Raw genomic sequence first — 24,274 nt, forward strand, 5'->3', positions numbered from 1 at the left:
CACCCAGGACCTGAAAACAATGACCGACAACGTAGTTCTCTTCAACGAAATCAAGACCGCCGGCGGCCAGCGTTTTGCCGTGGCCACGCTCAATGCGCCGGCTTCGCTCAACGCGCTGTCCGTGGACATGGTGCGCCTGCTCACGCCCAAGCTGCGCGAGTGGGCGGCCGACGCCGGCATCGTCGGCGTGCTGCTCGACGCGGCGGGCGAGAAGGCCTTCTGCGCCGGCGGCGACCTGCGCCAGCTGTACCAGACGCTGCTCGACTGCGGCCCCGAACGCAACACCTACGCCGAAGACTTCTTCCGCGAGGAGTACGAGCTCGACCACCTGATCCACACCTTCCCCAAGCCCTTCCTGTGCTGGGGCCACGGCATCGTGATGGGCGGCGGCGTGGGCCTGCTGGCGGGCGCCTCGCACCGCGTGATGACGCTGCAAAGCCGCATCGCCATGCCCGAGATCAACATCGGCCTGTACCCCGACGTGGGCGGCAGCTGGTTCCTGCGCCGCACGCCGGGCCGCACGGGCCTGTTCCTGGCGCTCACGGCCGCCAACATCAACGCGCACGACACCATCTTCTGCGGCCTGGCCGACGTGCTGGTGCCGCAGGAGCGCAAGGGCGCGGTGATCGAGGCCATCGCGGCCACGCAGTGGGCCGGCGGCGACGCCAAGGCCGACCGTGCCACGCTGTCGCGCATCCTGGCCCAGGCGGGCGAGGGCGCCGAAATGCCCGCCTCGAAGGTGCGCGAGCACTACGACACGATCAACGCGCTGATGGCCGGCGACGACCTGCTCGACATCGCCAAGCGCCTGCGCGACGTGCAAAGCGACGACGCGTGGCTGCAGACCGCATCGAAGACCTTCACCAAGGGCGCGCCGAGCTCCATCGCGCTGAGCTTCGAGCTCTGGCAGCGCGTGCCGCGCATGTCGCTGGCCGAGGTGTTCCGCCTCGAGTACTGGGCGTCGCTGGGCTTCTGCGCGAACAAGGATTTCGCCGAAGGCATCCGCGCCGTGCTGGTCGACAAGGACCGCAACCCGCGCTGGAATCCCGCCACGCTCGAAGAGATCACGCCGGCCTTCGTCGAAGACCACCTGCGTCCGCGCGGCGAGATGCCGGCGGAACTGGCCTCGCTGACCTGATCGGCCCCATTCCCTGCACAGAACAACGGAGACAAGACACATGAAGATCGCATTCATCGGCCTGGGCAACATGGGCGGCCCGATGGCCCTGAACCTGCACAAGGCAGGTCACACGCTCAGCGCCTTCGACCTCTCGGCCGAAGCCTGCAAGAAGTTCGCTGCCGAAGGCCTGCCCATCGCGAAGTCGGCCGCCGAGACCGTGGCCGGCGCCGAGGTGGTGATCAGCATGCTGCCCGCCAGTGCGCATGTCGAGGGCCTGTTCCTCGGCGGCGCCGGCAAGCCCGGCCTGCTCGACAGCATCCAGGCCGGCACGCTCGTGATCGACAGCAGCACCATCGCCGCCGCCACCTCGCGCAAGGTGGCCGAGGCCGCCGCCGCCAAGGGCGTCGCGATGATCGATGCACCCGTGTCGGGCGGCACCGGCGGCGCCATTGCCGGCACGCTGACCTTCATGGTCGGCGGCGACACCCAAGACCTGGAGCGCGCGCGCCCGGTGCTCGAGAAGATGGGCGCGAACATCTTCCACGCCGGCGCGGCCGGTGCGGGGCAGACCGCCAAGATCTGCAACAACATGCTGCTCGGCATTCTGATGATCGGCACCTCGGAAGCGCTCGCGCTGGGCGTGGCCAACGGGCTCGACCCGAAGGTGCTGTCCGAAATCATGCGCCGCAGCTCGGGCGGCAACTGGGCGCTCGAGAAGTACAACCCCGTGCCCGGCGTGATGGAAGCGGCGCCGGCCTCGAAGAACTACGCCGGCGGCTTCGGCACCGACCTGATGCTCAAGGACCTGGGCCTGGCGCAGGAAAACGCCACCGCCGTGCGAGCGGCCACGCCGCTGGGCGGCCTGGCACGCAGCCTGTACGCGGCGCACAGCCTCGCCGGCCACGGCGCGCTCGATTTCTCGAGCGTGCTGAAGCTGGTTCAGAAAGCCGGCTGAACGGCGCGCCGGCCGCGTCGCGCCATCGCGAGCAGCAGGCCGGCCGCCACGAGGTTGGCGCCGATCGCCACGAGGATCGGTAGCAGGTAGCTGCGCGTGAGGTCGAAGGCGAAGCCCGCGGCGCTCGGCCCGATCAGCGTGCCGATGGCCACGCTGGTGTACAGGATGCCGATGATCGCGCCGATGTGGCGCCCGCCGAACCAGTCCATCACCAGCGCGGGCAGCAGCGCCACGAAGCCGCCGTAGAACACGCCGTAGGCGAAGGCGAACAGGGCCAGCCCCCAGAACCCGCCCGACACGGCCCACACCACCAGCGACAACGCCATGCCCGCCGACATCAGCGGCAGCGCATGGTCGCGGCCCATGCGGTCGGCCAGCCCGCCCAGGAAGAAGCGGCCCGCCGTGCTGCCCACGCCGATCGCGCCGAGCAGCAGCACCGCCGACGACGCGGCCACGCCGTGGTCGAGCGCGTAGGGCACCAGGTGCACGAAGGGCACGAACAAACCGAACGAGCTGATCAGGCAGGCCGCGTACAGCCCCGCGAAACGGCCCGAGCCCACGGCCTCGCGCACCGAGGCGCCGGGCGGCAGCGCGGTGGCGGCCTGCGCCTGCGGTGGCTCGCCATCGGGCCCGAGGCCGCGTGCGCGCGGATCGTTCTCGACCAGCAGCGCCATGCCCACGCCCACCACGGCCGCAAGCACGCCGAGCGCCAGGTAGGCGTCGCGCCAGCCCAGCGTATCGATGAGCCACGAGGCCAGCGGCGGCATCGCCAGCGTGCCCACGCCGATGCCGCTCACAGCCAGCCCCGAGGCGAAGCCGCGCTGGCGCACAAACCAGCGCTGCACCGCGCCCAGCACCGGCACGTACGAAGCACCCACGCCGAGGCCGACGCCGAGCCCATAGGCCCAGAAGATCTGCGTCAGGCTGCGCGCCTGCCCCGCGAGCACCAGCCCGAGGCCGACCAGCACCATGCCCGCGACCGCCAGCCGCCGCGCGCCCCAGCGGTCGGCGAGCGGGCCGCTGAACACGCCCAGCCCGAAGTACAGGAAGCCCGCGAGCGAGAACACCAGCGACACCTCGCCGCGCGAGGCGCCGAAGTCGCGCTGCAGTGCATCGAGGAAGGCGCTGAAGGTGTAGGCGCAGCCGAAGCCCACGAACATGACGGCGAAGGCGCCGGCGACCACGAGCCAGCCGTGGAAGAAGCGGGGGCGTGGAATGGCAGGGGCGTCGAGGGTCTTCGGAGAGGTCATGGGGCGGTCCGTGGTGGTGGTCGATCTTCAGGCCGTGCACCACCACGCACTGGCCGGATTCGGACGTGATCCTCCCGCCCTCGGACTCGCAGGGCTCACAGCAATTCGATCCCCGGCAGGCTCTTGAAGCAGCTCTCGCGCGTGACGCGCACGAAGTCGTCCAGCCAGGGCCGCGCCGACGTCGCCTGCGTGCAGGCCATGTACAGCCGCCCCGTCAGGCCCCGGGCGCCCACGCGGCGCGCCGTGACGTAGCCGCGGTCGAGGTAATTCTGCACCGCCCACAGCGGCAGCGTGGCCACGCCGCGCCCGCTGGCCACCAGCTGCAGCATCGCCACCGTGAGCTCGGTCGTGCGCCGGTGCGCGGGCTCGACGCCGGCGGGCGCCAGCACCTGGCGCACGATGTCGAGCATTTCGTCGGGCACGGGGTAGGTGATGAGCGTCTGGTCGGCGAAGTGCCGGGCCGTGAGGTGCGCCTTGGCCGTCAGCGCATGGTCGTTGGCCAGCAGCGCGACGATCTCGAAGCGGAACAGCGCGTGGTAGTCGACCGTTTCATCGGGGTCCTGCTCGGAGACGATCGCCACCTCGGCACGGTTCTGCATCACGAGCGCGATCGGGTCGGGGTGGAAGCCCGAGACGATGTCGAGTTCGATCTCGGGCCAGCGCTGGCGGAAGGCGTCCATCGCGGGCATCAGCCAGTCGAAGCAGGTGTGGCACTCGACCACGATGCGCAGCTGCCCGCTGCGCCCCAACGCGAGCCGCGCCACGTCGCGCTCGGCCTCTTCGACGAGCGGCAGCGCGGTGTCGGCCAGCTGCAACAGCCGCAGCCCCGTGGTGCTGAACTGCGGTGGCACCGACTTGCGCTCGAACAGCTGCGCGCCGTAGCGCTCTTCGAGCAGCTTGATCTGGTGCGACAGCGCCGACTGCGTGAGGTTGAGCAGCTGCGCCGCGCGCACCAGGCTGCCGGTGTCGCGCAACGCGGTCAGCGTGCGCAGGTGGCGGATCTCGAGGATGGACTGCATCATGAAAATGATTCAAGCGAACGGGCAAAAGGTTTCGTTTGAATCATATGCGCCAAACGCCGAGGATCACCGGTTTCCAAGACCAGCGACCGGATTACCTGCAATGACCACCCGTACCCACATCCTCGGCTTTCCGCGCATGGGCGCCCACCGGGAACTCAAGTTCGCCCTCGAGAAGCACTGGCGCGGCGAAACCGGCCACGCCGCGCTCGAAGCCGTCGGCGAGGCGCTGCGCGCGCGCCACTGGCAGGCGCAGCGCGACGCGGGGCTCGACTTCGTGACCGTGGGCGACTTCGCCTTCTACGACCACGTGGCCAATCACATCCAGCTGCTGGGCTGCGAGCCGGCGCGCTTCGGCTTCAGCGGCGACGAGCCCGAGCTGTCGCGCTACTTCAAGATGGCGCGCGGCGTAGAAGACGAAGCGGGCCATGTGCACGACGACAGCTGCACCCACGGCGCCGAAGGCACCTTCGCGCTCGAGATGACCAAGTGGTTCGACACCAACTACCACTACCTCGTGCCCGAGTTCGATGCGGCCACGCAGTTCAGGCTGGCATCGACGCGGCTGTTCGACGAGGTCGCGCAGGCGCAGCAGGCCGGCCACGCGGTCAAGGCCGTGCTGCTCGGGCCGCTGAGCTTCCTGTACCTGGGCAAGGAGAAGGCGGCCGGCTTCGACCGCTTCTCGCTGCTCGAATCGCTGCTGCCCGTGTACGAGCAGGTGCTCGGTAGGCTCAAGCAGCAGGGCGTGGAGTGGGTGCAGATCGACGAGCCGATCCTGGGCCTCGACCTGCCCGAGGCCTGGCGCAACGCCTTCGAGCGCGTGTACTGGCAGATCGCGCGCAATGCGCCGAAGCTGCTGCTGGCGAGCTACTTCTCGCCGCTGTCCGAGAACCTGCGCCTGGCCTGCCAGCTGCCCGTGGCCGGCCTGCACGTCGACGCCGTGCGCGCGCCGCAGGAGCTGACCGGCGTGGCCGACTGGCTGCCGGCGCACAAGGTGCTGTCGGTCGGCGTGGTCGACGGCCGCAACATCTGGCGCACCGACGTCGATGTGGCGCTGGGCAAGCTCAGGCCCGTGGCGGAGAAGCACCAGGGCGAGCTGTGGATCGCGCCGTCGTGCTCGCTGCTGCATGTGCCGTTCAGCCTCGCGGCCGAGACGAAGCTCGACACCGAACTGAAATCGTGGCTCGCCTTCGCGATCGAGAAGCTCGATGAGTTGCGCGTGCTGCGTGCGGCTGTCGAGGGCAACGAAGCCTCGGTGGCCGCCGATCTCACAGCCGCCCGTGCCGCCGTGGCTGCGCGCCGCGCCAGCCCGCGCGTGCACCGCGCCGACGTGGCGCTGCGCCTGGCGCGCAGCGTGGCTGGTGACGACCGCCGCGTGTCCGTTTTCCCGCAGCGCCAGCAGGTGCAGCGCGCGCGCTTCGCATTGCCCGCGCTGCCGACCACCACCATCGGCTCGTTCCCGCAGACCGCCGAGATCCGCGCGGCCCGCGCCGCCTTCAAGCGCGGCGAGCTCGATGCCCCCGGCTACCGCGAGAAGATGCGCGCCGAGATCGCCCTCGCTGTGCGCAAGCAGGAAGAGCTCGGCATCGACGTGCTGGTGCATGGCGAGGCCGAGCGCAACGACATGGTTGAGTACTTCGGCGAGCAGCTCGACGGCTTTGCCTTCACGGCCAACGGCTGGGTGCAGTCGTACGGCTCGCGCTGCGTGAAGCCGCCGGTGATCTTCGGCGACGTGGCGCGTCCGGCCGCGATGACGGTCGAGTGGACCGCTTATGCGCAGAGCCTCACGACGCTGCCGATGAAGGGCATGCTGACCGGCCCCGTGACCATCCTGCAGTGGTCCTTCGTGCGCGACGACCAGCCGCGCGCCACCACCTGCGAGCAGATCGCCTGGGCAATCCGCGACGAGGTGAACGACCTCGAGGGCGCCGGCATCGGCATCATCCAGATCGACGAGCCTGCCATCCGCGAAGGCCTGCCGCTGCGCCGCGCGGGCTGGCCGGCGTACCTGAAGGCGGCCACGCGCGCCTTCCGCATCAGCGCCTCGGGCGTGCGCGACCAGACGCAGATCCACACGCACATGTGCTATTCGGAGTTCAACGACATCCTGCCGGAGATCGCCGCGATGGACGCCGACGTGATCACCATCGAGACCAGCCGCTCGGACATGGAGCTGCTGCGCGGCTTCGGCGGAGAGGGCGGCTTTCGCTACCCGAACGAGATCGGCCCGGGCGTGTACGACATCCACTCGCCGCGCGTGCCCTCGGTCGACGAGATCGTGCGCCTCATGCGCAAGGCCGCGCAGGTGGTGCCGGGCGAGAACCTCTGGATCAACCCCGACTGCGGCCTCAAGACCCGCGGCTGGCCCGAGACCGAGGCGGCGCTGTCGAACATGGTGGCGGCCGCGAAGCTGCTGCGCGGGGAGCTGGCGCAGGCCTGATGAAGGGCGCGGGATCGCGGCGTGCCAATAATGCGGGATGTCCTTGCTGTCCCGCCTGTCGTCGCCCCGTTGCCTCTTGTTGCTGTCGTTGCTTCTCGCCCCCTTGACGGGGTGGACGCAGGACCGCGCGCAGGCCCTGCTCCAGTTCGAGGGCGTGCAGGCGCGCTACCAGAACGCCTACGGCCCTGGCGCCGTGTCGCGCGGCGCGCGCGAGCTGTTGGAACCGCCCGACCTGGCCATGGCCGACAAGGCGCTGCAGTCGCTCGACGTGGCGGCCGGTCGCGCCTTCGACGTGAACGCCTCGGTGACCGCGATCCGGCAGGACGTGGCGGCGGCCGGGCAAGGCGCCGCTGCGCCGACGCCTCCGGTGCTGGAAGCCGTGGCGCGCCTGGCGAAGCTGCGCGCCGACTACGCCGCGATGGACGAGCCCGGCAAGGTGACCTTCTTCCATCAGCAGCACGCGCGGCCGGCCGACCCGGCGCGCGTCGAACTGCTGTCGCGCATGACGGTGGCCGAGGCGCGCGAGATCGATTTCTCGAGCCAGCTGCTCATGAGCGCGGTGGTCAAGCAGCTGGCGCGCGGGAATGCCGGGCAGTTCAGTTCGCTGCCCGACCGCACGCTCGACACCGCGCTCGATTCGCTGTGGTCGCGCGGCGTCACCTCGCCGCGACCGCGCAACCTGATGACCGTGGCGCGCGAGTTCGAGAAGCTGGTCACGCAGGCGCTGCTGCTGGCGCTGCCCGACGCCGACGTGGCCGCCTTGCTCGCCTGGCGCAACGAACCGCAGGCCGCCGCCGAGCGCGAGGCACTGCTCGGCAGCTACCGCGCCGAGGTCAAGGGCAGCGGCGCGGTCGCGATCCGCACGCTGGTGCGCAGCTGGGGGCGGCCCTGAGGCTTGACGAAAGCGCGCCAAAGTTTGCAAACTCGGGGACGTTTGTACGAAAAAGTTTCACGCGAACCCCGCATGCCGGAAAGTTCCCCGTGATTGTTTCAATTCCGTGAACACTGCGATTCAGAATGACTGGGGTTTACCCTAGGAATTTGGCGCACACTTCAGGGCATCCAAAGCCCGATCAAGAAGGAATTGAAATGAAGACCTCGAACATCCTCGCCGCCGCCGCTCTCTCCCTGCTCGCCGCCGCTGGCGCCGCCCACGCAGAGACCTACGAAGGCGTTCACGCCGTGACCTCCGGCTACAGCCGCGCCGACGTGGCACCGCAAGCCGTGGCCGCCGCCCGTGCCGGCAACGAATACAGCGACGCCGTGTCGGCCAGCGTGGCCCCCGTGCTGGCCTCGTCGGTGGACCGCGCTTCGGTCCGCGCCGAAGCCGTGGCAGCCGCCCACGCTCCCGGCCAGAACCTGCGCCGCGAATCCTTCGCCGGCAGCGTGATCCCCTCGCAGGCACGCAGCTTCACGCGCCAGGCTGGCCTGTGATCGACGGCGGCGCAAGCCGCCTCGGTTAGCAAGACCACCACCCGAAAGAACCGGACCGTGCAACAGCACTGTCCGGTTTTTTCATGCCTGTTCAGGCGCGGCGGTGGTCGCGATGGTCACGGTGGCAATGGCAGTCGGGCGCGTGATCGTCGACGATGCCCGTGGCCTGCATCCAGGCATAGACGATCACCGGCCCGACGAACTTGAAGCCGCGTTGCTTCAGCGCCTTGGACATCGTTTCGGACAGCGGCGTCTGCGTGGGCACCGTGCCCGTGGTGTTGACGACCGGCTGGCCGCCCGCCAGGCCCCAGACGAAATCGGAGAAATCTTCGCCCGCCGCCTGCATGGCCAGGTAGGCCTTCGCGTTGCCGATGGCGGCCTCGATCTTGGCGCGCGAGCGCACGATGCCCGCGTCCTGCATGAGGCGCTCGACGTCGGCCGGCGTGAAGCGCGCCACCGTCTCGGGCACGAAGCCCTCGAAGGCCGCGCGGAAGGCATCGCGCTTGCGCAGGATGGTGAGCCACGACAGGCCGGCCTGGAAGCCGTCGAGCATCAGCTTTTCCCACAGCGCGCGGCTGTCGCGTTCGGGCACGCCCCATTCGGCGTCGTGGTAGCTGGCCAGCAGCGGATCGGTGCGGGCCCAGGCGCATCGCGGGGGTGAGGAAAGGCTGTCGTCGTGAGGCATGGCTCGGCTATCGTCGGGGAATGTTTTCGGAATGAGGGGGTGACCCTGATGCAGCAGTCTCGTTTTTCATTGTCGGCGCTTTCGCTGGCTCTCATGGCGCTCGTCGTCGCTGTCCCGGCCGGTGCCGAGACCCTCAAGAAGCCCGCGCTCGACCAGCTCGCCGCCGCCTGGAAGGGCGGCCGCACGGCGCCCGATTTCAAGGCCTTCCTGGCCCAGGCCGCGCAGGCCCAGCCCGCGCTGCAGCCCAGCGTGGCGGGCTACACCGGCGGCAAGGCACTGGCGGGCGACGACCTCGTCAACATCGCGCGCCTGCTCGGCCTGTACAACTGGCTGCAGAACCAGCAGGCCGTGATCGCCAGCATCGGCACCATGGTGGCGCTGCCCACCGTGCGCAACGTGCAGGTGCCGCCGCACGAGAGCCCGCCGATGGTCGCGTTCGGCCAGCTGGTCGAGAAGATGGCGAAAGATTTCGGGCTGGGCTACCGCAACGTCGACGGCCGCATCTTCGAAGTGAGCCTCAAGGGCCGCGGCAGCGAGGAGTTCGGCATCCTCACGCACGCCGACGTGGTGCCGGCCGTGCTGTCCGAATGGGTGCTCGACGACGGCACGCGCCTGGATCCCTTCGCGATGACGCGCGTGGGCGACTTCCTCTACGGGCGCGGCACCATCGACGACAAGGGCTCCATCGCCGCCGTGCTCTACGCCATGAAAGCCGTGAAGGACAGCGGCCTGCCGGTGGAGCGCGGCGTGCGCCTGATGATCGAGACCACCGAGGAAACCGGCGGCGACGCGATGCAGTACTACCGCGACAAGACGCCGCTGCCGGCCTACAACATCGTGCTCGACAGCAAGTACCCCGCGGTCGTGGCCGAGAAGGGCTCGGGCGCGCTCAAGGTGTTCTTCCCCGCGGAAGCGGCCGACCCTGCCGCAACCGCCATCACGGCGATGAGCGGCGCGGCCTCAGCGAATGCGATCCCGCAGACCGCGACCGCCACGCTCAAGGGCGGCGACCTCGCGGCCGTGGCCGCGAAGCTCGAGGCCGCCAAGGCCGCCTTCGTGCGCAAGTACGAAAGCCAGGGCGGCAAGTTCGCGATCGACATCGCGCGCGGCGCCGAGGCCGTCGAGCTGAAGGTCACGGGCACCTCGGCCCACGGCTCGCGACCCGAAGAAGGCGTGAACCCCGTGCCGCGGCTGGCGCTGTTCCTGAAGGAGTCCGGCGTGCCGCTGGCGGCCAACCCCTACCTGCGCGCCGTGCAGTACATCGACGCGCTCTACGGCACCGGCTACCTCGGCGAGAAGATGGGGCTGGGCTACCAGGACGACTTCATGGGCCCGCTCACGATGTCGCCCACGCTGGTGCGCATGGGCGCCGACGGCCGCCTCGAGGTGACGGCCAACGTGCGCATGCCGCGCGGCCGCACGCCCGACGAACTGAAGGGGCAGGTGGCGGCCAAGGTCAACGGCTGGGCCACGGCCAGCCAGGTGAAGCTCGAGCTGTCCTACGACCAGGGCAACTGGATGGCGCGCGACCCGAAGGGCGCGTGGCTTTCGACCCTGCTCAACATCTTCGGCGACACCACCGGCCTCGAAGCCAAGCCCGTGCCCACCGCCGGCAGCACCACGGCCAAGCTGATGCCCAACGCCATCAACTTCGGCCCCGCGATGCCCGGCAAGAAGTACACGGCGCACAACGCCAAGGAATACAAGGAAGTGCCCGACCTCGACGCCGACATGCAGATGTTCACCGAGATGCTGGTGCGCATCGGCAACCTGCAGCAGATGCAGTAGCGGCCGGCGCTGGGGCGCAGCGCGTCAGGACTTCGATGTCGCCAGGGGCACCAGGGGGGCCCCGTTCTTCGTCTTGGCCTGGATTTCCGCGATGGTGCGCCGCATCGCGACGAAGCGTTTGGCGGAGCTCGGCGCGGCGCTCATGAAGCCCTTCTTTTTCGCGCCGGCCGTGTGCACCCCGAGCTCGCGCCAGATCCGTTCGGCGCCGTCGATGTCGTAGCCCGCCGCGGCCACCATGTAGAGGCCGAGGTAGTCGGCCTCGGCGTCGAACTGCTGCGAGAAGGGCGACGACAGCGCCTCTTGCGCCAGCCCGGTGCCGCCCAGCGCGCCATCCACGATGCCGGCCGCGATGCCCACCGCGCGCGTCTTGCCGCCATGCGACAGCACGCCGTTGGCCAGCTCGTGCCCCAGCACGATCGCGAGGTCGCGGTTGTCGGGAAAGAAGCGCATCAGCGCCGAGTTGACGAGGATCTCGTGCCCGTCGTTCTCCGCATGGACCTCGTTCTTCATGCGCGTGACGGCGGTGTAGTTGCACGCCGTGGTGTACGGCAGGCGCAGCGCCGTCGACTGGCCCTCGCGCTGCACCACGGCGTCCAGCCAGCCTTCGCGTTTGGCGGGCTTGGCGCGCGCGGCGTCGATCAGCACGTCGTTGAGCCGATCGATCCCTTTCTCGCCGGCGGGCAGCGGCTTGCCGCCGACGGACAGCAGCATGTCCCCGGCGCGCAGCGGCGTGGCCGGCGCCTGCTTCCTGTCGAGCGTCCACAGCACGCTCAGCCGGTCGTCCAGGTGCAGGGTCTGTTTCGCCGCCGCGCGTTCTTCCTTCTCGAAGCTCCACAGGCTGGCGATGTGCGCGCCCAGGCTGGCCCGCACGTCGCCGCCGCAGAACGGCGCGCTGTGCTCCAGGAGCGGGATCGCCACGTCGTCGAGTCGGCGTTGCAGCGTCATGCGGTGGTTCAGCGACAGCGAGTGCTGCAGGGCCTGCTCCTGCACGACGTCGGGGTCGTCGCTGGCCGGCCGGATGGAGGCGGCGCAGGCCGTGAGGACAAAGGTGGCCGCGATCGACGCGCAGGCCGGGAAGAAGGAAGGGCGAGGGTTGTTCATTCGCTCAAGAGGTGCTCGGCATCGGTCGCATCCAGGCCCGGACGCGATGCCGGATGCCATCGGAAGAAGGGGGATGTCCCGGCGGCGATGGCGACCGGGATTTCCAGGCAAGGCGAGGTGTCCCGCCCGCTGGAATTGTGGGAGCGCCAACGCGCTCCAAGCTGAAGATCAGATGAAGGCTCAGCCCGTCTTGCGTGAACGCAGCGTGGCAGAAGGCAGCTCGCCGAAGCGCTGCTGGTAGGCCGCGGCGAACAGACCGAAGTTGGCGTAGCCCCATGCCTGCGCCACCGAGCGCACCGTCGCGCCGGCGTCGGCCATCAGCAGTTCGGCGCGCACGCCCTGCAGGCGCTGCTCGCGCAGCGCGCGCATCGGGGTGGCCTGGCGGTATTCGCGAAAGGCGCTGTTCAGCGTGCGCACGCTGACGCCCGCCACGCTCGCCAGTTCGCCGAGCGTGGGCGCATGCTGTGCGTGCTCGCGGATGTGGCGCTCGGCCGCCAGCACATGCCGCGGTGCCATGCGGTGCTGTACCGCTTCGGCCGGGTGCTCCAACTGCTCGCGCCACTGGGTCAGCACGTGCACGCCGATCATCTCTTCGAGGTGCCGCCCCAGCGGGCCGGTGTCGACCGCCTCGGGCAGCTCGGTGACGCAGCGGCAGGCATACGACAGCAGCGCGATCCAGCTCGACTGGGCGCCGCCGAACTTGAACTTGCGCGTCCACAGCCGCTCGTCGGCGGGTGCGCCGAACCAGCGTGCGTGCAGCGCGGCCAGCGCGTCGTGCGAGAAGCTGAGGTTCACCTGCAGGTGGTTGGCGTCGAAGTCCACCCAGTAGTGCGTGCGCGAGGTGTCGACCACGAAGGCGTCGCCCACGCCGGTGTCGGCATAGGCATTGGCTTCGGACCAGTGGCGGCCCGCGCCGCGCACGGTCGTCAGCACCATGCCGACGCCGCTGTCGGGCGAGAAGTCCTTGATGTTCACCGGAATGCCGTAGTGGAACCGGCTCAGCGTGAAGTGCCCGATGCGCGTGGCGTCGAGTACCGAGTCGGGCGTGCGCGCCCGCCCGATGGGCGTGACGCGGTAGGGCATGTAGATGCGGTCCGACCAGCGCCGGATGTCGTCCCAGTCGTGCGAGGCCACCAGGCGGTGGCGCTCGCTCGGCTGCCCGCGGGCGTCGGTGACCAGCACGTTGCGGATCGCATCCATCGCGCACCTCGGTTCAAGGAGAAGAAGGCGCCGCGGCCCGGGGCAACGGCTCAGCGGTGATGGTAAACCGCGGTCTCGAAAGCCACGAAGCCCGGGTAGCTCGCGCAGTCCTGGAAGGGCAGGATCTGCGTCGCCCAGTAACCGCCGATGCCGTTCTCGCGGTCGATCCAGAAGAAGCTGTTGGCCAGGCCCGCCCACATCAGCGAGTTCGCGGCGCGGCCCGTGGGCGCGCGCTCGCGGTTGGTCATGAAGGTGTAGGCCCAGCCCTTGTCGGTGCCGGGCAGGAACTCGCCCGTGTTGCTCAGCGCCGGCACCGACGTGCGCCAGCCGCCCACCGACAGGTCCATGGCGGCCAGGCCGTCCTGCGCCATGCGCTGCACCGTGTCGGCCTTCAGCACGCGCCCGTGCGGCCCGGCGCCGTCGTTCAGCACCATGCGGATGAACTTCATGTACTCGCCCACGGTGGCATACAGGCCGTGGCCGCCCATGTCCATCGGCGGCGGCTCGGGTAGCACCAGCTCGGGCAGCGGCGTGAGCCGGCCGTCGGCCGCGCGGTCGTGGATGGTCACGCGGCGCGCCTTCATCGACTCGGACATGCCGAAGCCGATGTCCTGCATGCCCAGCGGCTCGAAGACGCGCTCCTTCATCACCTCGCCCAGGCGCTTGCCGCGCTGCTGCTCGACGATGCGGCCCAGCCAGTCGATGTTGGCGCCGTAGGTCCAGGCCGCGCCCGGCTCGTGCAGCAGCACGGTGCGGATCGATTCGAAGCTGCCCGACACCACCGTGGGAATGTTCAGCGCGGCGCGGTACTTCAGGTCGTCTTCGCTGAAGAACTCGTAGCCCAGGCCCGAGGTGTGCAGCATCAGGTCGTTGACCGTGATGCGCCGGCGCGGCGCGCGCGTGCGCGGCCGGCCGTCGGCGTCGAAGCCGTCGAGCACCTGCAGTTCGTCGATCTCGGGCACGTAGGCGCCGGCCGGGTCGGTGAGAGAAATCTTGCCTTCCTCGACCAGCTGCATCACGCAGGTGCCCGTGATCGCCTTGGTGGTCGAGAAGATGGCGAACACGCTGTCGGTGGCCATCGGCCGGTCGAGCCCGAGTTCGCGCGTGCCGGCGGCGCCTTCGTAGAAATTGCCCGTGCGGTCGGTCGCCATCGCGACGACGCCGGGGGCGCCGCCGTGGCGGTGAACGGTCTGGTGCAGCGTTGCGTCGAGCGCGGTCTTCAGCCTGTGCGAGGTCATGCCTTCTTGTCTCCTGTGTGAGGAGGCCGGGCGTGTGTGAAGGGTTGCCTGCGCGCCGGCCTGCCATGCGAAATTCCGCAGGCAGTGGCAATCTAGGGCCGAGGGCTCACCGATCCTGTTCGCAAATGGCGGGCGGCTGTGCGAATCTGGCAGTCATTGCACGCGCGTGACCCGCGACGCGCGCGCAGCGCCTTTCAGCCCACGCCGTGCGCCTGCAGCACCGCCTTCAGCCGCCGCACCTCGTGCTGCAGGTCGAGGATCAGCGCGGCGGCGTCCAGGTTCACGCCGAAGTCGCGTTCGAGCCGGCGCGCTTCGAGCGCGTGCTGCAGGTCGGTGCTGGAGAACTCCCAGCGTTCGGGCGGTGCGTCGGTCGTGGTGACCTGCACGATGCCCACTTCGACCAGTTGCACGACCCAGGCGGTGTCGGCGCCGCAGGCGTGCGCCAGTTCGTTCGCGGCCAGCGGGTGCGAGACGCCGATGGCCGTGGTGGTGGTCACGGAAGAAAAGTTCGCCATGCTCAGACTCCCAGGTGCTGGCGGGGGTTGAACGAGGAGGTCGCCTGCGCGAGTTGTGCGTAGGCGTTGCGCGCGGCCTCGCTGTCGGCGGGCGGCAGTGCGATCTCGAGCAGCAGGTACAGGTCGCCGGGCGTCTTGCCCGCGAAGCCGCGGCCCTTGAGCCGCAGCTTCATGCCGCCGCGCGCGTTGGGCGGCACGGTGACCTCGACCACGCCGCCGGTGGGCGTGGGCACCTGCACCTGCGCGCCCAGCGCGGCCTCGGCGGGCGTGATGGGCAGTGTCATGTACAGGTCGCGCTCTTCCACGCGGTACAGCTTGTGCGGCGCGATGCGCACCTCGAGGTACAGGTCGCCGGCCGGCTCGCCGCCGTGGCCGGGCATGCCCTGGCCTGCGAGGCGGATGAACTGGCCAGGGTGCACGCCGGGCGGGATCTTCACGGCGAGCGTGCGGTTCTCCCACTGCGGGTGGCCCTGCGCGTCGAGTGTCTGGGCGCGCAGCGTGAGTTCGCGTTCGGCGCCGTTCAGCGCGTCTTCGAGCGTGATCTCGATCGCCGCGTGGTGGTCTTCGCCGCGCGCGCGGTAGTTCTGGCGCGTGGCGCCGCGTCGTTCGGCGTCGCCGAACATCGACGAGAAGAACTCGCTGAAGTCGGCGTGGTCGGCCGGGCCCTGGCGCGGGCCGCGGTGAAACTCGTAGCCGGTGTCCCAGCCGGGCGGCGGCTCGAAGCTGCCGTCGGGGCGGCCGCCGCGCGCGACACGGTCGGCCAGCGCGTCGTAGGCGGCGCGCTTCTCTTTGTCGCCGAGCACGTCCTTGGCCTCGTTGATGTCGCGCATGCGCTGCTCGGCGTCGGGCTCCTTGCTGACGTCGGGGTGGTACTTGCGGGCGAGCTTGCGGTAGGCCTTGCGCACCTCGTCGTCGGACGCGGTGCGTTCGACGCCCAGTGCGCTGTAGTAGTCCTTGAATTCCATGGTGGGTGGTGATTCCTTTCAGGACGGCGTACAGATCAACCGGGAGCCAGGTCAGGCCAGGGCTGCTCCGCCGTCGGCGTGCCGCTGTTGCAGCGGCGTCACGGCCCATGTGGGGCCGGCACGTGTGAAGCGCAAGGGTTGCGCGTTGCCGAAGATGCTCGCATCGACCGCCACGCCCAGCAGCGCGGCCAGCGCGTAGAGCGTGCCGCCGTGCGCCACCACCAGCACCGGCGCGGGCTGCGCGGCGAGCGCGGCAGCCAGCGCCTGGCGCTTGCGGTCGACGAACTGCGCCAGCGTCTCGCCGCCCTCGGGCTCGCAGGCCCAGTCGATGTTCGCCGACGAGGTGCCGATGAGTGCGCCGAAGTTGCGCTCGCGCAGGTTCTCGTGCGCGCTGGGCACGAGGCCCAGGGCGCGCGCCACGGTGTGGGCGGTGTCGAAGGCACGGCGCGCGTCGCTGCACACGATGGCGCCGATCGGCTCGCCGGCCAGCAGCTCGGCCGCCTGCACCGCCTGCTGCTCGCCGAGCGCGCTCAGGGGCTCGTCGGGCGCCTGGAAGACGCGCAGCGCATTGCGCCCGGTCTGGCCGTGGCGCAGGAAGTAGAAGTGGTCACAGGCCGGGGTGAGCGGCTGCTCGGCGGCCAGGCGGTTCAGCAGGTCGATGCCTGTGGCGGCGTGGGCGGGAAAGGGAACGGGGCTCGAGGACATGGTTCAGTACGCCAGCTGCAGCGGCTTGCCTTCGCGCTGCGCCTGCACGTCGGCCGGGTGGAAGGGCAGCGGATGCCACTGCTTGGCCGCGAACAGCGGCAATTGGTCATAAGCGCGCGGCGAGGCCGGGTCGCTGCTCTGGCCGTAGGTGAGCAGGCCTTGCGCCACGGGGCCACGCGCGTCGAAGGTCACGACCTGCATGTAGCTGCTGCCGTAGTTGACGGCGTAGCCCTTCGGGTCGATCAGCGGCTGGCCCTGCGATTCGAGCTTGTTGAGCACGCCCTCGAACTCGTCGCCGCCGGGCAGCGCGATCTTCTGGCCGCGCACGGTGCGCGATTGCGGCACGCCCAGCGCCACATCGGCCGCGAAGCCGGCGGTGCGCACGGTGCCGACCGCGTCGCCCAGCGCCTTGAACACCGCCTCGCGCGTGGCGGGCGTGGCCATGTCCAGGCCGGTGGGCGTGGTCACGGGCTGCGCCGGGTCGAAGGGCACGCGCCAGACCTTCGGCAGGTCCTTGGCCTTGCGCCAGAACTCGCGGAACAGCGCCGCGCCCTTCGACTCGGCGTTGCTGGTGCGGTCCCAGGCGGAGAGCACGCGGCAGCCCAGGGCCTGGTCGGCGCTCAGCGCGGCGCCGGTGGCGGTGCACGCGGCTTTCAGGTCGTCCATCACCAGCATGCCGGCGAGGTTCCTGTCGCGGAAGATCACGCTGCGCAGCTCGGCCGCGCCCATGCGGTTGCCGGGCAGGCCGTCGGTGCCGGCCAGTCGGCCTTCGATTTCCATGATGCCGCTGCGCGTGCGCAGCCGCTGCGGCACGCCGACGGGGCCGACCAGCGGCGACACGCCGGCCATCGGCGGCACGCGCGGGTTGCTGAGCCAGAAGCTGTCGTTGCTGTTCTGCACCCAGTCCGGCGTGACGACGACGGGCATGCGGGCTGGCGCGATGATGCCCGGCGCGGCGGCGCTGGGGTCGCGGTGCCAGGCGCAGGCGCTGCGCGAGCCATCGAGCACGGGCAGGCCGGCGGCGTTGAGCAGCGCGGCGGCGGCCGGCGAGGGCGCGCAGGCCTTGAGCATCTCGGCCGACACGTCGGGCACCACCGACAGGTCGGCGTACATCGCGTTGCCTTCGCGGTCGGCCGCCAGGGTGTTGATCCACGGGATGCCCTGGTTGCCCATGGCGGCGCGCAGCTCGGCGACGTTGCGGGCGCGGCCCATCTTCATCCAGCTTTCGGCGGAGCGCACGTTGAGCGTGTTGGCGTCGCGGATCGCATAGGCCTTCTGGGCGGTCCAGCCCAGGCCGGCGCGCGGCAGCGAGACCACGGGGCCCCAGTCGGTGGCATAGAAGGTGTGCTGCACGGGCGCGCCGCCCGCCGTGGCGGCGGCCGGCAGTGCGACGGTGCGCGCGACCATCTTCTTCGGCTGGCCGTCGACCCAGTACACGGTCGGGTCGTTGGGGTCGAGCTTGAGTTCGTACAGCGTGAAGCGCTTGCCGGTCGACACGGTGTGGGTCCAGGCCACGTCCTTGTTGAAGCCGATCGACACCACCGGGCTCAGGCCGCCGGTGGCACCCATCACGTCGAGCTGGCCGGGAATGGTCAGGTGCATCTGCCAGAAGCGGTTGGTGCCGTTCCAAGGGAAATGCGGGTTGCCCAGCAGCAGGCCCTTGCCGTCGGGCGTGGCGTTGCGCCCGAAGGCCCAGCCGTTGGAGCCCAGCTCGCCGCCTTCGGGGTTGGCGTTGAAGCTGTGGCGGCCGATCTCGGCCACCGCCTGCTTGAGCGCGACCGGCGCCGCACCGGTTTTTGCGCCCGGGGCCGGCGGCACGGCGGCCAGCACCGCGCCGGCCAGTGCGCCCAGGCCGCCCTGGATCATCGATTGCTCGGTGGCGCGCGCCAGGTCGGCGGCCGTCATCGGGCGCACCCAGGGCTTGCCGCGGCAGGCTTCGGGCAGGCCATTGGGGCCCGCATCCTGCAGGTAGCGGTTGTAGCCCGCCACGTAGCCGCGCAGCGCGGCCTTCACCTCGTCGCTGGTGGTGGCCGCCGCGCGGGCCAGCGCCGCGTCGTCCATGTGGTAGCGCACGAACAGGTCGATCTGCGCGTTGGGCATGCGGCCCAGGCCGAAGTCGCCGGTGTTCTGCGCCCCGAGGAACTGCGCGCGGTCGCCGCGCAGCGTCAGCAGGTGCTCGGCGGTCTGGCAGACGTTGTCCTGCGCATGCGCGTAGGCGGTACCGTAGGCCAGGCCTTCGTAGTCGGGCGCCGTGATGTGCGCGATGCCGAAGGTGGTGCGCTCGATGCTCACGCTGCGGCTGCCGGGCGGCGGCGTGCTGGCACAGGCCCCGAGCAGGGCGACCAGGCCCAGAGAGAGGGCCGTCAACGAGAACCGGGAGCGCGAGGTGTTCGAAGTCATGGGGCGGGCGTGGTGGGGAAAAGGGTCGAAAAAGAGGGACCGATTAGAGGATGAACCTCTGCCGCGCACTGTCGCCAGCGCGGCACGCCTTGCCACTTACCTCAGCCGAACTTCATGCCCCTGGGCCGCGCCTGCAACCGGTGGATGTAGGCGTCGAGCTTGGGCCGGTTGGTGCGCCCGCCGAAGGCGCGGTGCCAGATGAGCATCGAGCCGATCATCACGTCGGCGGCCGTGAACTGGGCGCCGAACAGGTAGGGGCCGTCGCCGAGCTCGCGTTCGACGGCGTCCTTGGCCTGCTCGAAATCGGTCCAGCCGCGCGCGCTGTTGTTGCTCTTGATCTTCAGCAGGCTGTCGCCCATCGAGGGCTCGAGCTGCGCGGTCGAATAGACCATGAGCGACAGGTAGCGCCCGCGCTCGGGCGTGCCCACGGCCGGCGCCAGGCGCTTGCCGGGGTACTTCTCGGCGATGTACATGCAGATGGCCGCGTTCTCGAAGATGCGGGTGCGGCCGTCGACCAGCGCGGGCAGCTTGCCGGCGGGGTTGATCTTCAGGAACTCGGGGCGCTTGTGGGCGCCCTCCCGGATGAGGGTGGGCACGATCTCGTAGTCGACCTCGGCTTCGTCGAGCATCCACTTGGCGACCTGCGCACGGCTGCGCGGGTCGAAATACAGCTTCATCGCCATGCGGGGTCCCCTTTGTCAGGTGGGTGAGATGGGCGGGTTGTCAGAACTTGGGAATGCGCAGGGTCTTGCTGATCATCAGCGTGCCCGAGAGCGCGAACAGCAGCACCAGCGGATGCAGCTGCCAGGGGCCGAGCGTCCAGGCGCCGCCCCACACGTGGGCGCCGAGGGCGCCCTTCGAGGCCGCGTAGGCCAGCACGCCCACCAGCACCACGCTGGTCGGGATCGGCGTGCCTTCGAAGTACTTCACCTTGTCGGCGCCGGCCGAGAGGGCCTCGGCCGTCACGTTGTAGCGCGCGAGCCGGCTCACGCCGCAGCCCACGAAATAGATGAGCACGGCGCAGTCCCAGCCGCCGTCCAGGCCGGCGGCGAAGCCGAGCGCGGCGGGCAGCACGCCGAAGGAGATCACGTCGGCCAGCGAGTCGAGTTCGCGCCCGAGGGCCGACTGGGTCTGGCGCCAGCGCGCGATGCGGCCGTCGAGCACGTCGAAGATGAAGGCGGCCGGGGCGAGCGCCGCGGCCCAGTAGAAGTGCGCGAGCGACTGGCTGCGCATGAAGGCCATCGCGAAGAACACCGCCCCGACGCCGCAGGCCGCGTTGCCGAGCGTGAACACATCGGCCAGGTGAAAGCCGCGGATCATCGAGAAGTGCTTGCGGGCCGGCGGGGACGAAGGCGTGGTCATGAGGCGGGGAAAGCTGCGAAAGGAACCGCACCTTAACCCAAGCGGGGCCCGCTTTTTGTAGTCGCGCGCCGACGCCCCGTCGGCGCGCTCAGGCGGCTGGCTGCGCCTTGGCCTCGACGATCCGTGCGAAGCGCCCGAGCAGGCCCGCCGCCGCGTCGGTGGGGCGCACGCCTTCGCGCAGCGCCGCGGCATCGAGCCCGTCCGCGGCGAGGTCGCGGGCCAGCAGTTCGATGTAGCCGCCCATGGTCCGGGCGTCGAACTCGGGGTGGAACTGCAGGCCCCAGGCCTGCGCGCCCACGCGGAAGGCGTGCACGGGTTCGTGCGCGCTGTGGGCCAGCTTCACCGCGCCGTCGGGCAGGCGCAGCGCGCTCTGCCAGTGGATCGCCTGCGCCGGGAACTGCGCGGGCAGGTCGCCCAGCAGGGCGTCGCCGGCGGCTGCGGCATCGAGCGTGACGGTGACCGTGCCGACCTCCGGCCCTTGCGGGTGGTGGCCGGCCTCGCCGCCGAGCGCGTGCGCCAGCAGCTGGTGGCCGTAACAGATGCCGAGCACGGGCGTGTCGCGCGCGACCAGTTCGGCGAGCCAGGCGGCGGTGGTTTCGCTCCAGGGTTCTCTGTGCGACACCATCGCGTGCGAGCCGGTGACGACCACGCCCGCGACCTGGCCGGGCGCGGGCAGCGTGTCGCCGCGGCGCGGGTCGACCACCACCAGAGGCAGGGTCTGCGTGCCGAGGCCGTCGGCGATCCAGTGCTCGAAGTCGCCGCGGCCTTCGCGCAGCGCGTCATGGGTGTCACCGACCTTGACGATGACCAGGGGATACGGGGGCGTGCTGTGCATGGCGTCGATCATGCCGCAGCGCACCGTGCGCCGGTCAGCTGCGGGACGATTCCCGACGGTGCAGCAGGTCCATGAAGGCGCGGCCCACGGGCGAGGGCGAGCGCCCCGCGCGCGTGACCAGCCCGATGGGCCGCGACATCAGCGGGCGCTGCAGCGGCACGGTGGCCAGCTCGTCGTTCTGCGACAGCTGCAGGGCGAGCCGGGGCAGGGCGGTGAGCCCCAGCCCGGCCGCCACCAGCGCGCCCGCCACGGCCACGCTCGGGTATTCGAGCGCGGGCTGCACCTGCAGGCCGCGCTGCAGGAAGGCGGCGTCGGTGATCGGGCGGATGCTGCTCTGGAAGCTGCTCGCAATGAAGGGCCGCGTCGCGAACACCGACCACGACACCGAGGCCCGCGCGGCCAGCGGGTCGTCGCGCCGGCACAGCAGCACGAAGGGGTCGTCGCGCAGGTGGCGGTACAGCAGGGGCTCGTGCGCGCCGGGGCGCACGCTGAGGCCGAAGTCGGCGCGGCCTTCGTCCACCGCGGCGCGCACCGCTTCGGCCGGCCCTTCGATCAGCGAGAACTGCACCTGCGGATGCTGCTGGCGGAACTCGGCGATGGCGCCGGGCAGCAGCGCCACGCCGGTCGAGGGCAGTGCCGCGATGGTGAGGTGGCCGCTGCGCCCTTCGAGGAACTGCGACAGCTCGCTGAACGAGCTGTTGAAGTTCTCCAGGATGCGCAGCGCGATCGGCAGCAGTTCGCGCCCCGCCGGCGTGAGCTCGACGTGCCGCGTGTCGCGGTCGAACAGGCGCGCGCCCACCAGGTCTTCGACGATGCGCACCGTGCGGCTCAGCGCCGGCTGCGACACATGCAGCGCCTGCGCGGCGGCGCGGAAGTTGGTGGTCTTCGCGACTTCGACGAAGGCCTCGAGCTGCTGCAGCGTGATGTCGACTCGCACGGACGCGGCCTTCCCGGAGTGGCTGTGGATTGATCCATCCAAGTTATCACAGATATAGGAATATTGTTCTTCACAGATCAATGCACGGCGCCGAGACTGGCGCATTCGATACACGGAGACAAGGGGCTCACGCGCCCCCGTGACATGGACACCAAAATTCTGGAAGGCATCCGGGTGCTCGAGCTCGGACAGGTGCTGGCGGGGCCCTTCGCGGGCGCGATCCTGGCCGACCTCGGCGCCGACGTCGTGAAGCTCGAGCGCGTCGAGGGCGGCGACGACGCGCGCCACATGGGACCGGCGTTTCGCCACGGCGACGCGCTCAACTTCCACGTCTTCAACCGCGGCAAGCGCTCGGTCGCCATCGACCTGAAGAGCGAAGAGGGCATGGCCGCCTTCGAGACCCTGGCGGCCGGCGCCGACATCCTCATCCACAACCTGCGCCCGGGCGTCACGCAGTCGATGGGCATCGACGGCCCCTCGCTGTGCGCGCGCCATCCGAGGCTCATCTACTGCGAGATCTCGGCCTTCGGCCACACCGGCCCGCTGCGCATGCAGCCGGGCTACGAGCCGCTGATCCAGGCCTTCAGCGGGCTGTCGAGCATCAACGGCGGGCCCGACGATCCGCCCATGCGCACCGGCGCCTCGGTCTGCGACCAGGGCACCGGCATGTGGGCCGTGATCGGCGCGCTGGCGCTGCTGCAGCGGCGCCACCTCACGGGGCGGGGCGGGGTGGTGAGCACCTCGCTGCTGGAGACCGCGCTGGTCTGGACCGGCCAGAAAGCCGATGCTTACGTCAACGAAGGGCGACTGCCCGAGCGCCACCGCTCGGGCCATCCGGGCTTCGTGCCTTACGAATCTTTCGATACCGCCGATGCACCGCTGCTGATCTGCTGCGGCAACGACCGGCTCTTCGCCAAGTTCGCGCACGAACTCGGGCGCGACGACTGGACCACCGACGCGCGCTTTGCCGGCAACCGCCAGCGGCTGCAGCACAAGGCGGCGTTGTTCGAAGAGATCGGTCCGCTGCTGCGCGCGCGCACCCGCGCCGACTGGATGGCGCGCTTCACCGCCGCCGGCGTGCCCTGCGCGCCGGTGCACACCGTGCCCGAGGCCGTCGCGCATCCGCAGGTCGAGGCGCTGGGCATGCTGCAAGCGGTGCCGGGCGAAGACTTCCGCCTCACGGCGCTGCCGATGTCCATCGACGGCGTGCGGCCCGCGCACCGCGCGGTCGCGCCCCGGCTGGGCGAGCACAACGCGGCGCTCGGCGCACCGCCGGTGCCGCCGCGCGACGGCGCCTGAGCGGCCGCACCTTTTCCCTTCTTAAAACTACATCCCACCGGAGACATCACCCATGCGCACTTCCATCTTCCGCCTCGGCGCGGTCCTGGCCTTCGCGGTCGCGGCGGCGGCACCTGCCCACGCGCAGGACTATCCCTCCAAGGCGCTCACCGTCGTCGTGCCCTTCGCGGCCGGCAGCGGCACCGACCAGCAGGCGCGCAGCTTCGCGCAGGCCCTGACCGTCGAATACAAGGTGCCGGTGATCGTGGAGAACCGCGCCGGCGCCAGCGGCTTCCTGGCCGCGCAGTACGTCGCCAAGGCCGCGCCCGACGGCTACACGCTGCTCATGACCACCAACACCACGCACGCCGCCAACGAGCACCTGTACAAGAAGCTGCCCTACGACCCGGTGAAGGACTTCACCCCCGTCGCGCTGCTGTCCAAGGGACACATGCTGCTGCTGGTGGGGGCCGATTCGCCGATCAAGTCGGTGGCCGACCTCGTGGCGGCGGCGAAGAAGTCGCCGGGCAAGCTCAACTTCGGCAGCGGCAGCTCGTCGAGCCGCGTGGCGAGCGAGCTGCTCAAGCAGATGGCCGGCATCGACATGGTGAACGTGCCCTACAAGAGCAACCCGATGGCCATCACCGACCTGCTGGGCGGGCAGGTCGACTTCATGTTCGCCGACGCGCCCACGGCGCTGCCGCACGTCAAGAGCGGCAAGCTGCGCGCGCTGGCCGTGAGCGGCGACAAGCGCCTGGCCGCCGTGCCCGCTCTGCCGACCGTGGCCGAGGCGGGCGTGAAGGGCTACGACATGTCGTACTGGACCGCCGTCTACCTGCCGCCGGGCGCGCCCGCGGCCGTCACGCGCAAGCTCAACGAAATGCTGGTGAAGGTGTCGGCTTCGCCGGCCATCGTCGCCTACCAGGCCATCTCCAGCGGCGAGGCCGCCACCGGCACGCCCGAGGCGCTCGCGAAGTTTCAGGCCGCCGAGTCGCAGAAGTGGGGCCGCGTGATCCGCGCCGCCGGCATCGAGCCCGAGTGAGCGGC

General features: G+C 70.4%; 22 protein-coding genes. 8 read left to right on the plus strand and 14 right to left on the minus strand.

Annotated features, from left to right (window positions below; genetic code table 11):
- Positions 1–19: 19 nt before the first annotated feature.
- Entirely contained in the window at positions 20–1,138 is a 1,119-nt protein-coding gene (locus AC1RGU_RS07070; protein WP_492695632.1) for an enoyl-CoA hydratase/isomerase family protein, read from the plus strand.
- A gap of 40 nt (positions 1,139–1,178) precedes the next feature.
- Positions 1,179–2,075 carry a 3-hydroxyisobutyrate dehydrogenase gene (gene mmsB / locus AC1RGU_RS07075; RefSeq protein WP_062476455.1) on the plus strand — a complete coding sequence of 299 codons (897 nt, stop codon included), beginning with the start codon at positions 1,179–1,181 and terminating at the stop codon, positions 2,073–2,075.
- Here mmsB and AC1RGU_RS07080 read toward each other — a convergent pair.
- Together AC1RGU_RS07080 and AC1RGU_RS07085 are read right to left on the minus strand one after the other, a co-directional pair.
- A complete protein-coding gene (locus AC1RGU_RS07080) occupies positions 2,060–3,325 on the minus strand; it encodes an MFS transporter (protein WP_492695634.1) in 1,266 nt (421 codons plus the stop codon). The two genes, mmsB and AC1RGU_RS07080, sit on opposite strands and share 16 nt — an antisense overlap.
- A gap of 95 nt (positions 3,326–3,420) precedes the next feature.
- Positions 3,421–4,347, minus strand: a complete 927-nt coding sequence (locus AC1RGU_RS07085) for a LysR family transcriptional regulator (RefSeq protein WP_492695636.1) — start codon at positions 4,345–4,347, stop codon at positions 3,421–3,423.
- A gap of 100 nt (positions 4,348–4,447) precedes the next feature.
- Between AC1RGU_RS07085 and metE the strand changes: the two genes are divergently transcribed.
- The 3 genes from metE to AC1RGU_RS07100 all read left to right on the plus strand — a co-directional run bounded on the left by metE (position 4,448) and on the right by AC1RGU_RS07100 (position 8,218).
- Positions 4,448–6,784 (plus strand): 5-methyltetrahydropteroyltriglutamate--homocysteine S-methyltransferase, encoded by a 2,337-nt coding sequence (gene metE, locus AC1RGU_RS07090; protein ID WP_492695638.1) that lies wholly within the window; start codon positions 4,448–4,450, stop codon positions 6,782–6,784.
- Positions 6,785–6,821: 37 nt separating this feature from the next.
- On the plus strand, positions 6,822–7,676 hold the full coding sequence (locus tag AC1RGU_RS07095) for a hypothetical protein (RefSeq protein ID WP_492695640.1): 855 nt from the start codon (positions 6,822–6,824) through the stop codon (positions 7,674–7,676).
- A gap of 197 nt (positions 7,677–7,873) precedes the next feature.
- Entirely contained in the window at positions 7,874–8,218 is a 345-nt protein-coding gene (locus tag AC1RGU_RS07100) for a hypothetical protein (protein ID WP_062481853.1), read from the plus strand.
- 91 nt (positions 8,219–8,309) lie between these two features.
- Here AC1RGU_RS07100 and AC1RGU_RS07105 read toward each other — a convergent pair whose 3' ends face one another.
- A complete protein-coding gene (locus tag AC1RGU_RS07105) occupies positions 8,310–8,903 on the minus strand; it encodes a DNA-3-methyladenine glycosylase I (protein ID WP_492695642.1) in 594 nt (197 codons plus the stop codon).
- 48 nt (positions 8,904–8,951) lie between these two features.
- On the opposite strand from AC1RGU_RS07105, the gene AC1RGU_RS07110 reads away from it, so the two are divergent.
- Positions 8,952–10,691 (plus strand): dipeptidase, encoded by a 1,740-nt coding sequence (locus tag AC1RGU_RS07110; protein ID WP_492695644.1) that lies wholly within the window; start codon positions 8,952–8,954, stop codon positions 10,689–10,691.
- Between the two features lie 24 nt (positions 10,692–10,715).
- Here the strand turns inward: AC1RGU_RS07110 and AC1RGU_RS07115 are convergent, their stop codons facing one another.
- From AC1RGU_RS07115 to AC1RGU_RS07165, 11 genes are all read right to left on the minus strand, one after another.
- Complete coding sequence (locus AC1RGU_RS07115) at positions 10,716–11,792, minus strand: M48 family metalloprotease (RefSeq protein WP_492695646.1); 1,077 nt, start codon at positions 11,790–11,792, stop codon at positions 10,716–10,718.
- 180 nt (positions 11,793–11,972) lie between these two features.
- Positions 11,973–12,992, minus strand: coding sequence for an AraC family transcriptional regulator (locus AC1RGU_RS07120; protein WP_487847227.1), 1,020 nt, complete (start codon positions 12,990–12,992; stop codon positions 11,973–11,975).
- Positions 12,993–13,042: 50 nt separating this feature from the next.
- Positions 13,043–14,230, minus strand: a complete 1,188-nt coding sequence (locus AC1RGU_RS07125) for a serine hydrolase domain-containing protein (protein WP_492695648.1) — start codon at positions 14,228–14,230, stop codon at positions 13,043–13,045.
- Positions 14,231–14,424: 194 nt separating this feature from the next.
- On the minus strand, positions 14,425–14,745 hold the full coding sequence (locus tag AC1RGU_RS07130; RefSeq protein WP_062481866.1) for a chaperone modulator CbpM: 321 nt from the start codon (positions 14,743–14,745) through the stop codon (positions 14,425–14,427).
- A gap of 2 nt (positions 14,746–14,747) precedes the next feature.
- Complete coding sequence (locus tag AC1RGU_RS07135; RefSeq protein ID WP_492695651.1) at positions 14,748–15,710, minus strand: DnaJ C-terminal domain-containing protein; 963 nt, start codon at positions 15,708–15,710, stop codon at positions 14,748–14,750.
- Positions 15,711–15,761: 51 nt separating this feature from the next.
- On the minus strand, positions 15,762–16,415 hold the full coding sequence (locus tag AC1RGU_RS07140) for a histidine phosphatase family protein (RefSeq protein WP_492695652.1): 654 nt from the start codon (positions 16,413–16,415) through the stop codon (positions 15,762–15,764).
- A 3-nt stretch (positions 16,416–16,418) separates the two neighbouring features.
- Positions 16,419–18,815 (minus strand): penicillin acylase family protein, encoded by a 2,397-nt coding sequence (locus AC1RGU_RS07145; protein WP_492695654.1) that lies wholly within the window; start codon positions 18,813–18,815, stop codon positions 16,419–16,421.
- A 101-nt stretch (positions 18,816–18,916) separates the two neighbouring features.
- Complete coding sequence (locus AC1RGU_RS07150) at positions 18,917–19,498, minus strand: glutathione S-transferase family protein (RefSeq protein WP_070059319.1); 582 nt, start codon at positions 19,496–19,498, stop codon at positions 18,917–18,919.
- Positions 19,499–19,538: 40 nt separating this feature from the next.
- Entirely contained in the window at positions 19,539–20,177 is a 639-nt protein-coding gene (locus AC1RGU_RS07155) for a CDP-alcohol phosphatidyltransferase family protein (RefSeq protein ID WP_492695656.1), read from the minus strand.
- Positions 20,178–20,265: 88 nt separating this feature from the next.
- Complete coding sequence (locus AC1RGU_RS07160; protein ID WP_492695658.1) at positions 20,266–21,012, minus strand: glutamine amidotransferase; 747 nt, start codon at positions 21,010–21,012, stop codon at positions 20,266–20,268.
- A gap of 34 nt (positions 21,013–21,046) precedes the next feature.
- Positions 21,047–21,949: a LysR family transcriptional regulator gene (locus tag AC1RGU_RS07165; RefSeq protein ID WP_354347703.1), complete on the minus strand. Its 903-nt coding sequence runs from the start codon at positions 21,947–21,949 to the stop codon at positions 21,047–21,049.
- 144 nt (positions 21,950–22,093) lie between these two features.
- Between AC1RGU_RS07165 and AC1RGU_RS07170 the strand changes: the two genes are divergently transcribed.
- Together AC1RGU_RS07170 and AC1RGU_RS07175 are read left to right on the plus strand one after the other, a co-directional pair.
- Entirely contained in the window at positions 22,094–23,248 is a 1,155-nt protein-coding gene (locus AC1RGU_RS07170; RefSeq protein WP_492695660.1) for a CaiB/BaiF CoA transferase family protein, read from the plus strand.
- A gap of 52 nt (positions 23,249–23,300) precedes the next feature.
- Positions 23,301–24,269, plus strand: a complete 969-nt coding sequence (locus AC1RGU_RS07175; protein WP_492695661.1) for a Bug family tripartite tricarboxylate transporter substrate binding protein — start codon at positions 23,301–23,303, stop codon at positions 24,267–24,269.
- Positions 24,270–24,274: the final 5 nt, after the last annotated feature.

The sequence above is a fragment of the Variovorax sp. GW823-FHT02B07 genome (genome assembly GCF_058797695.1).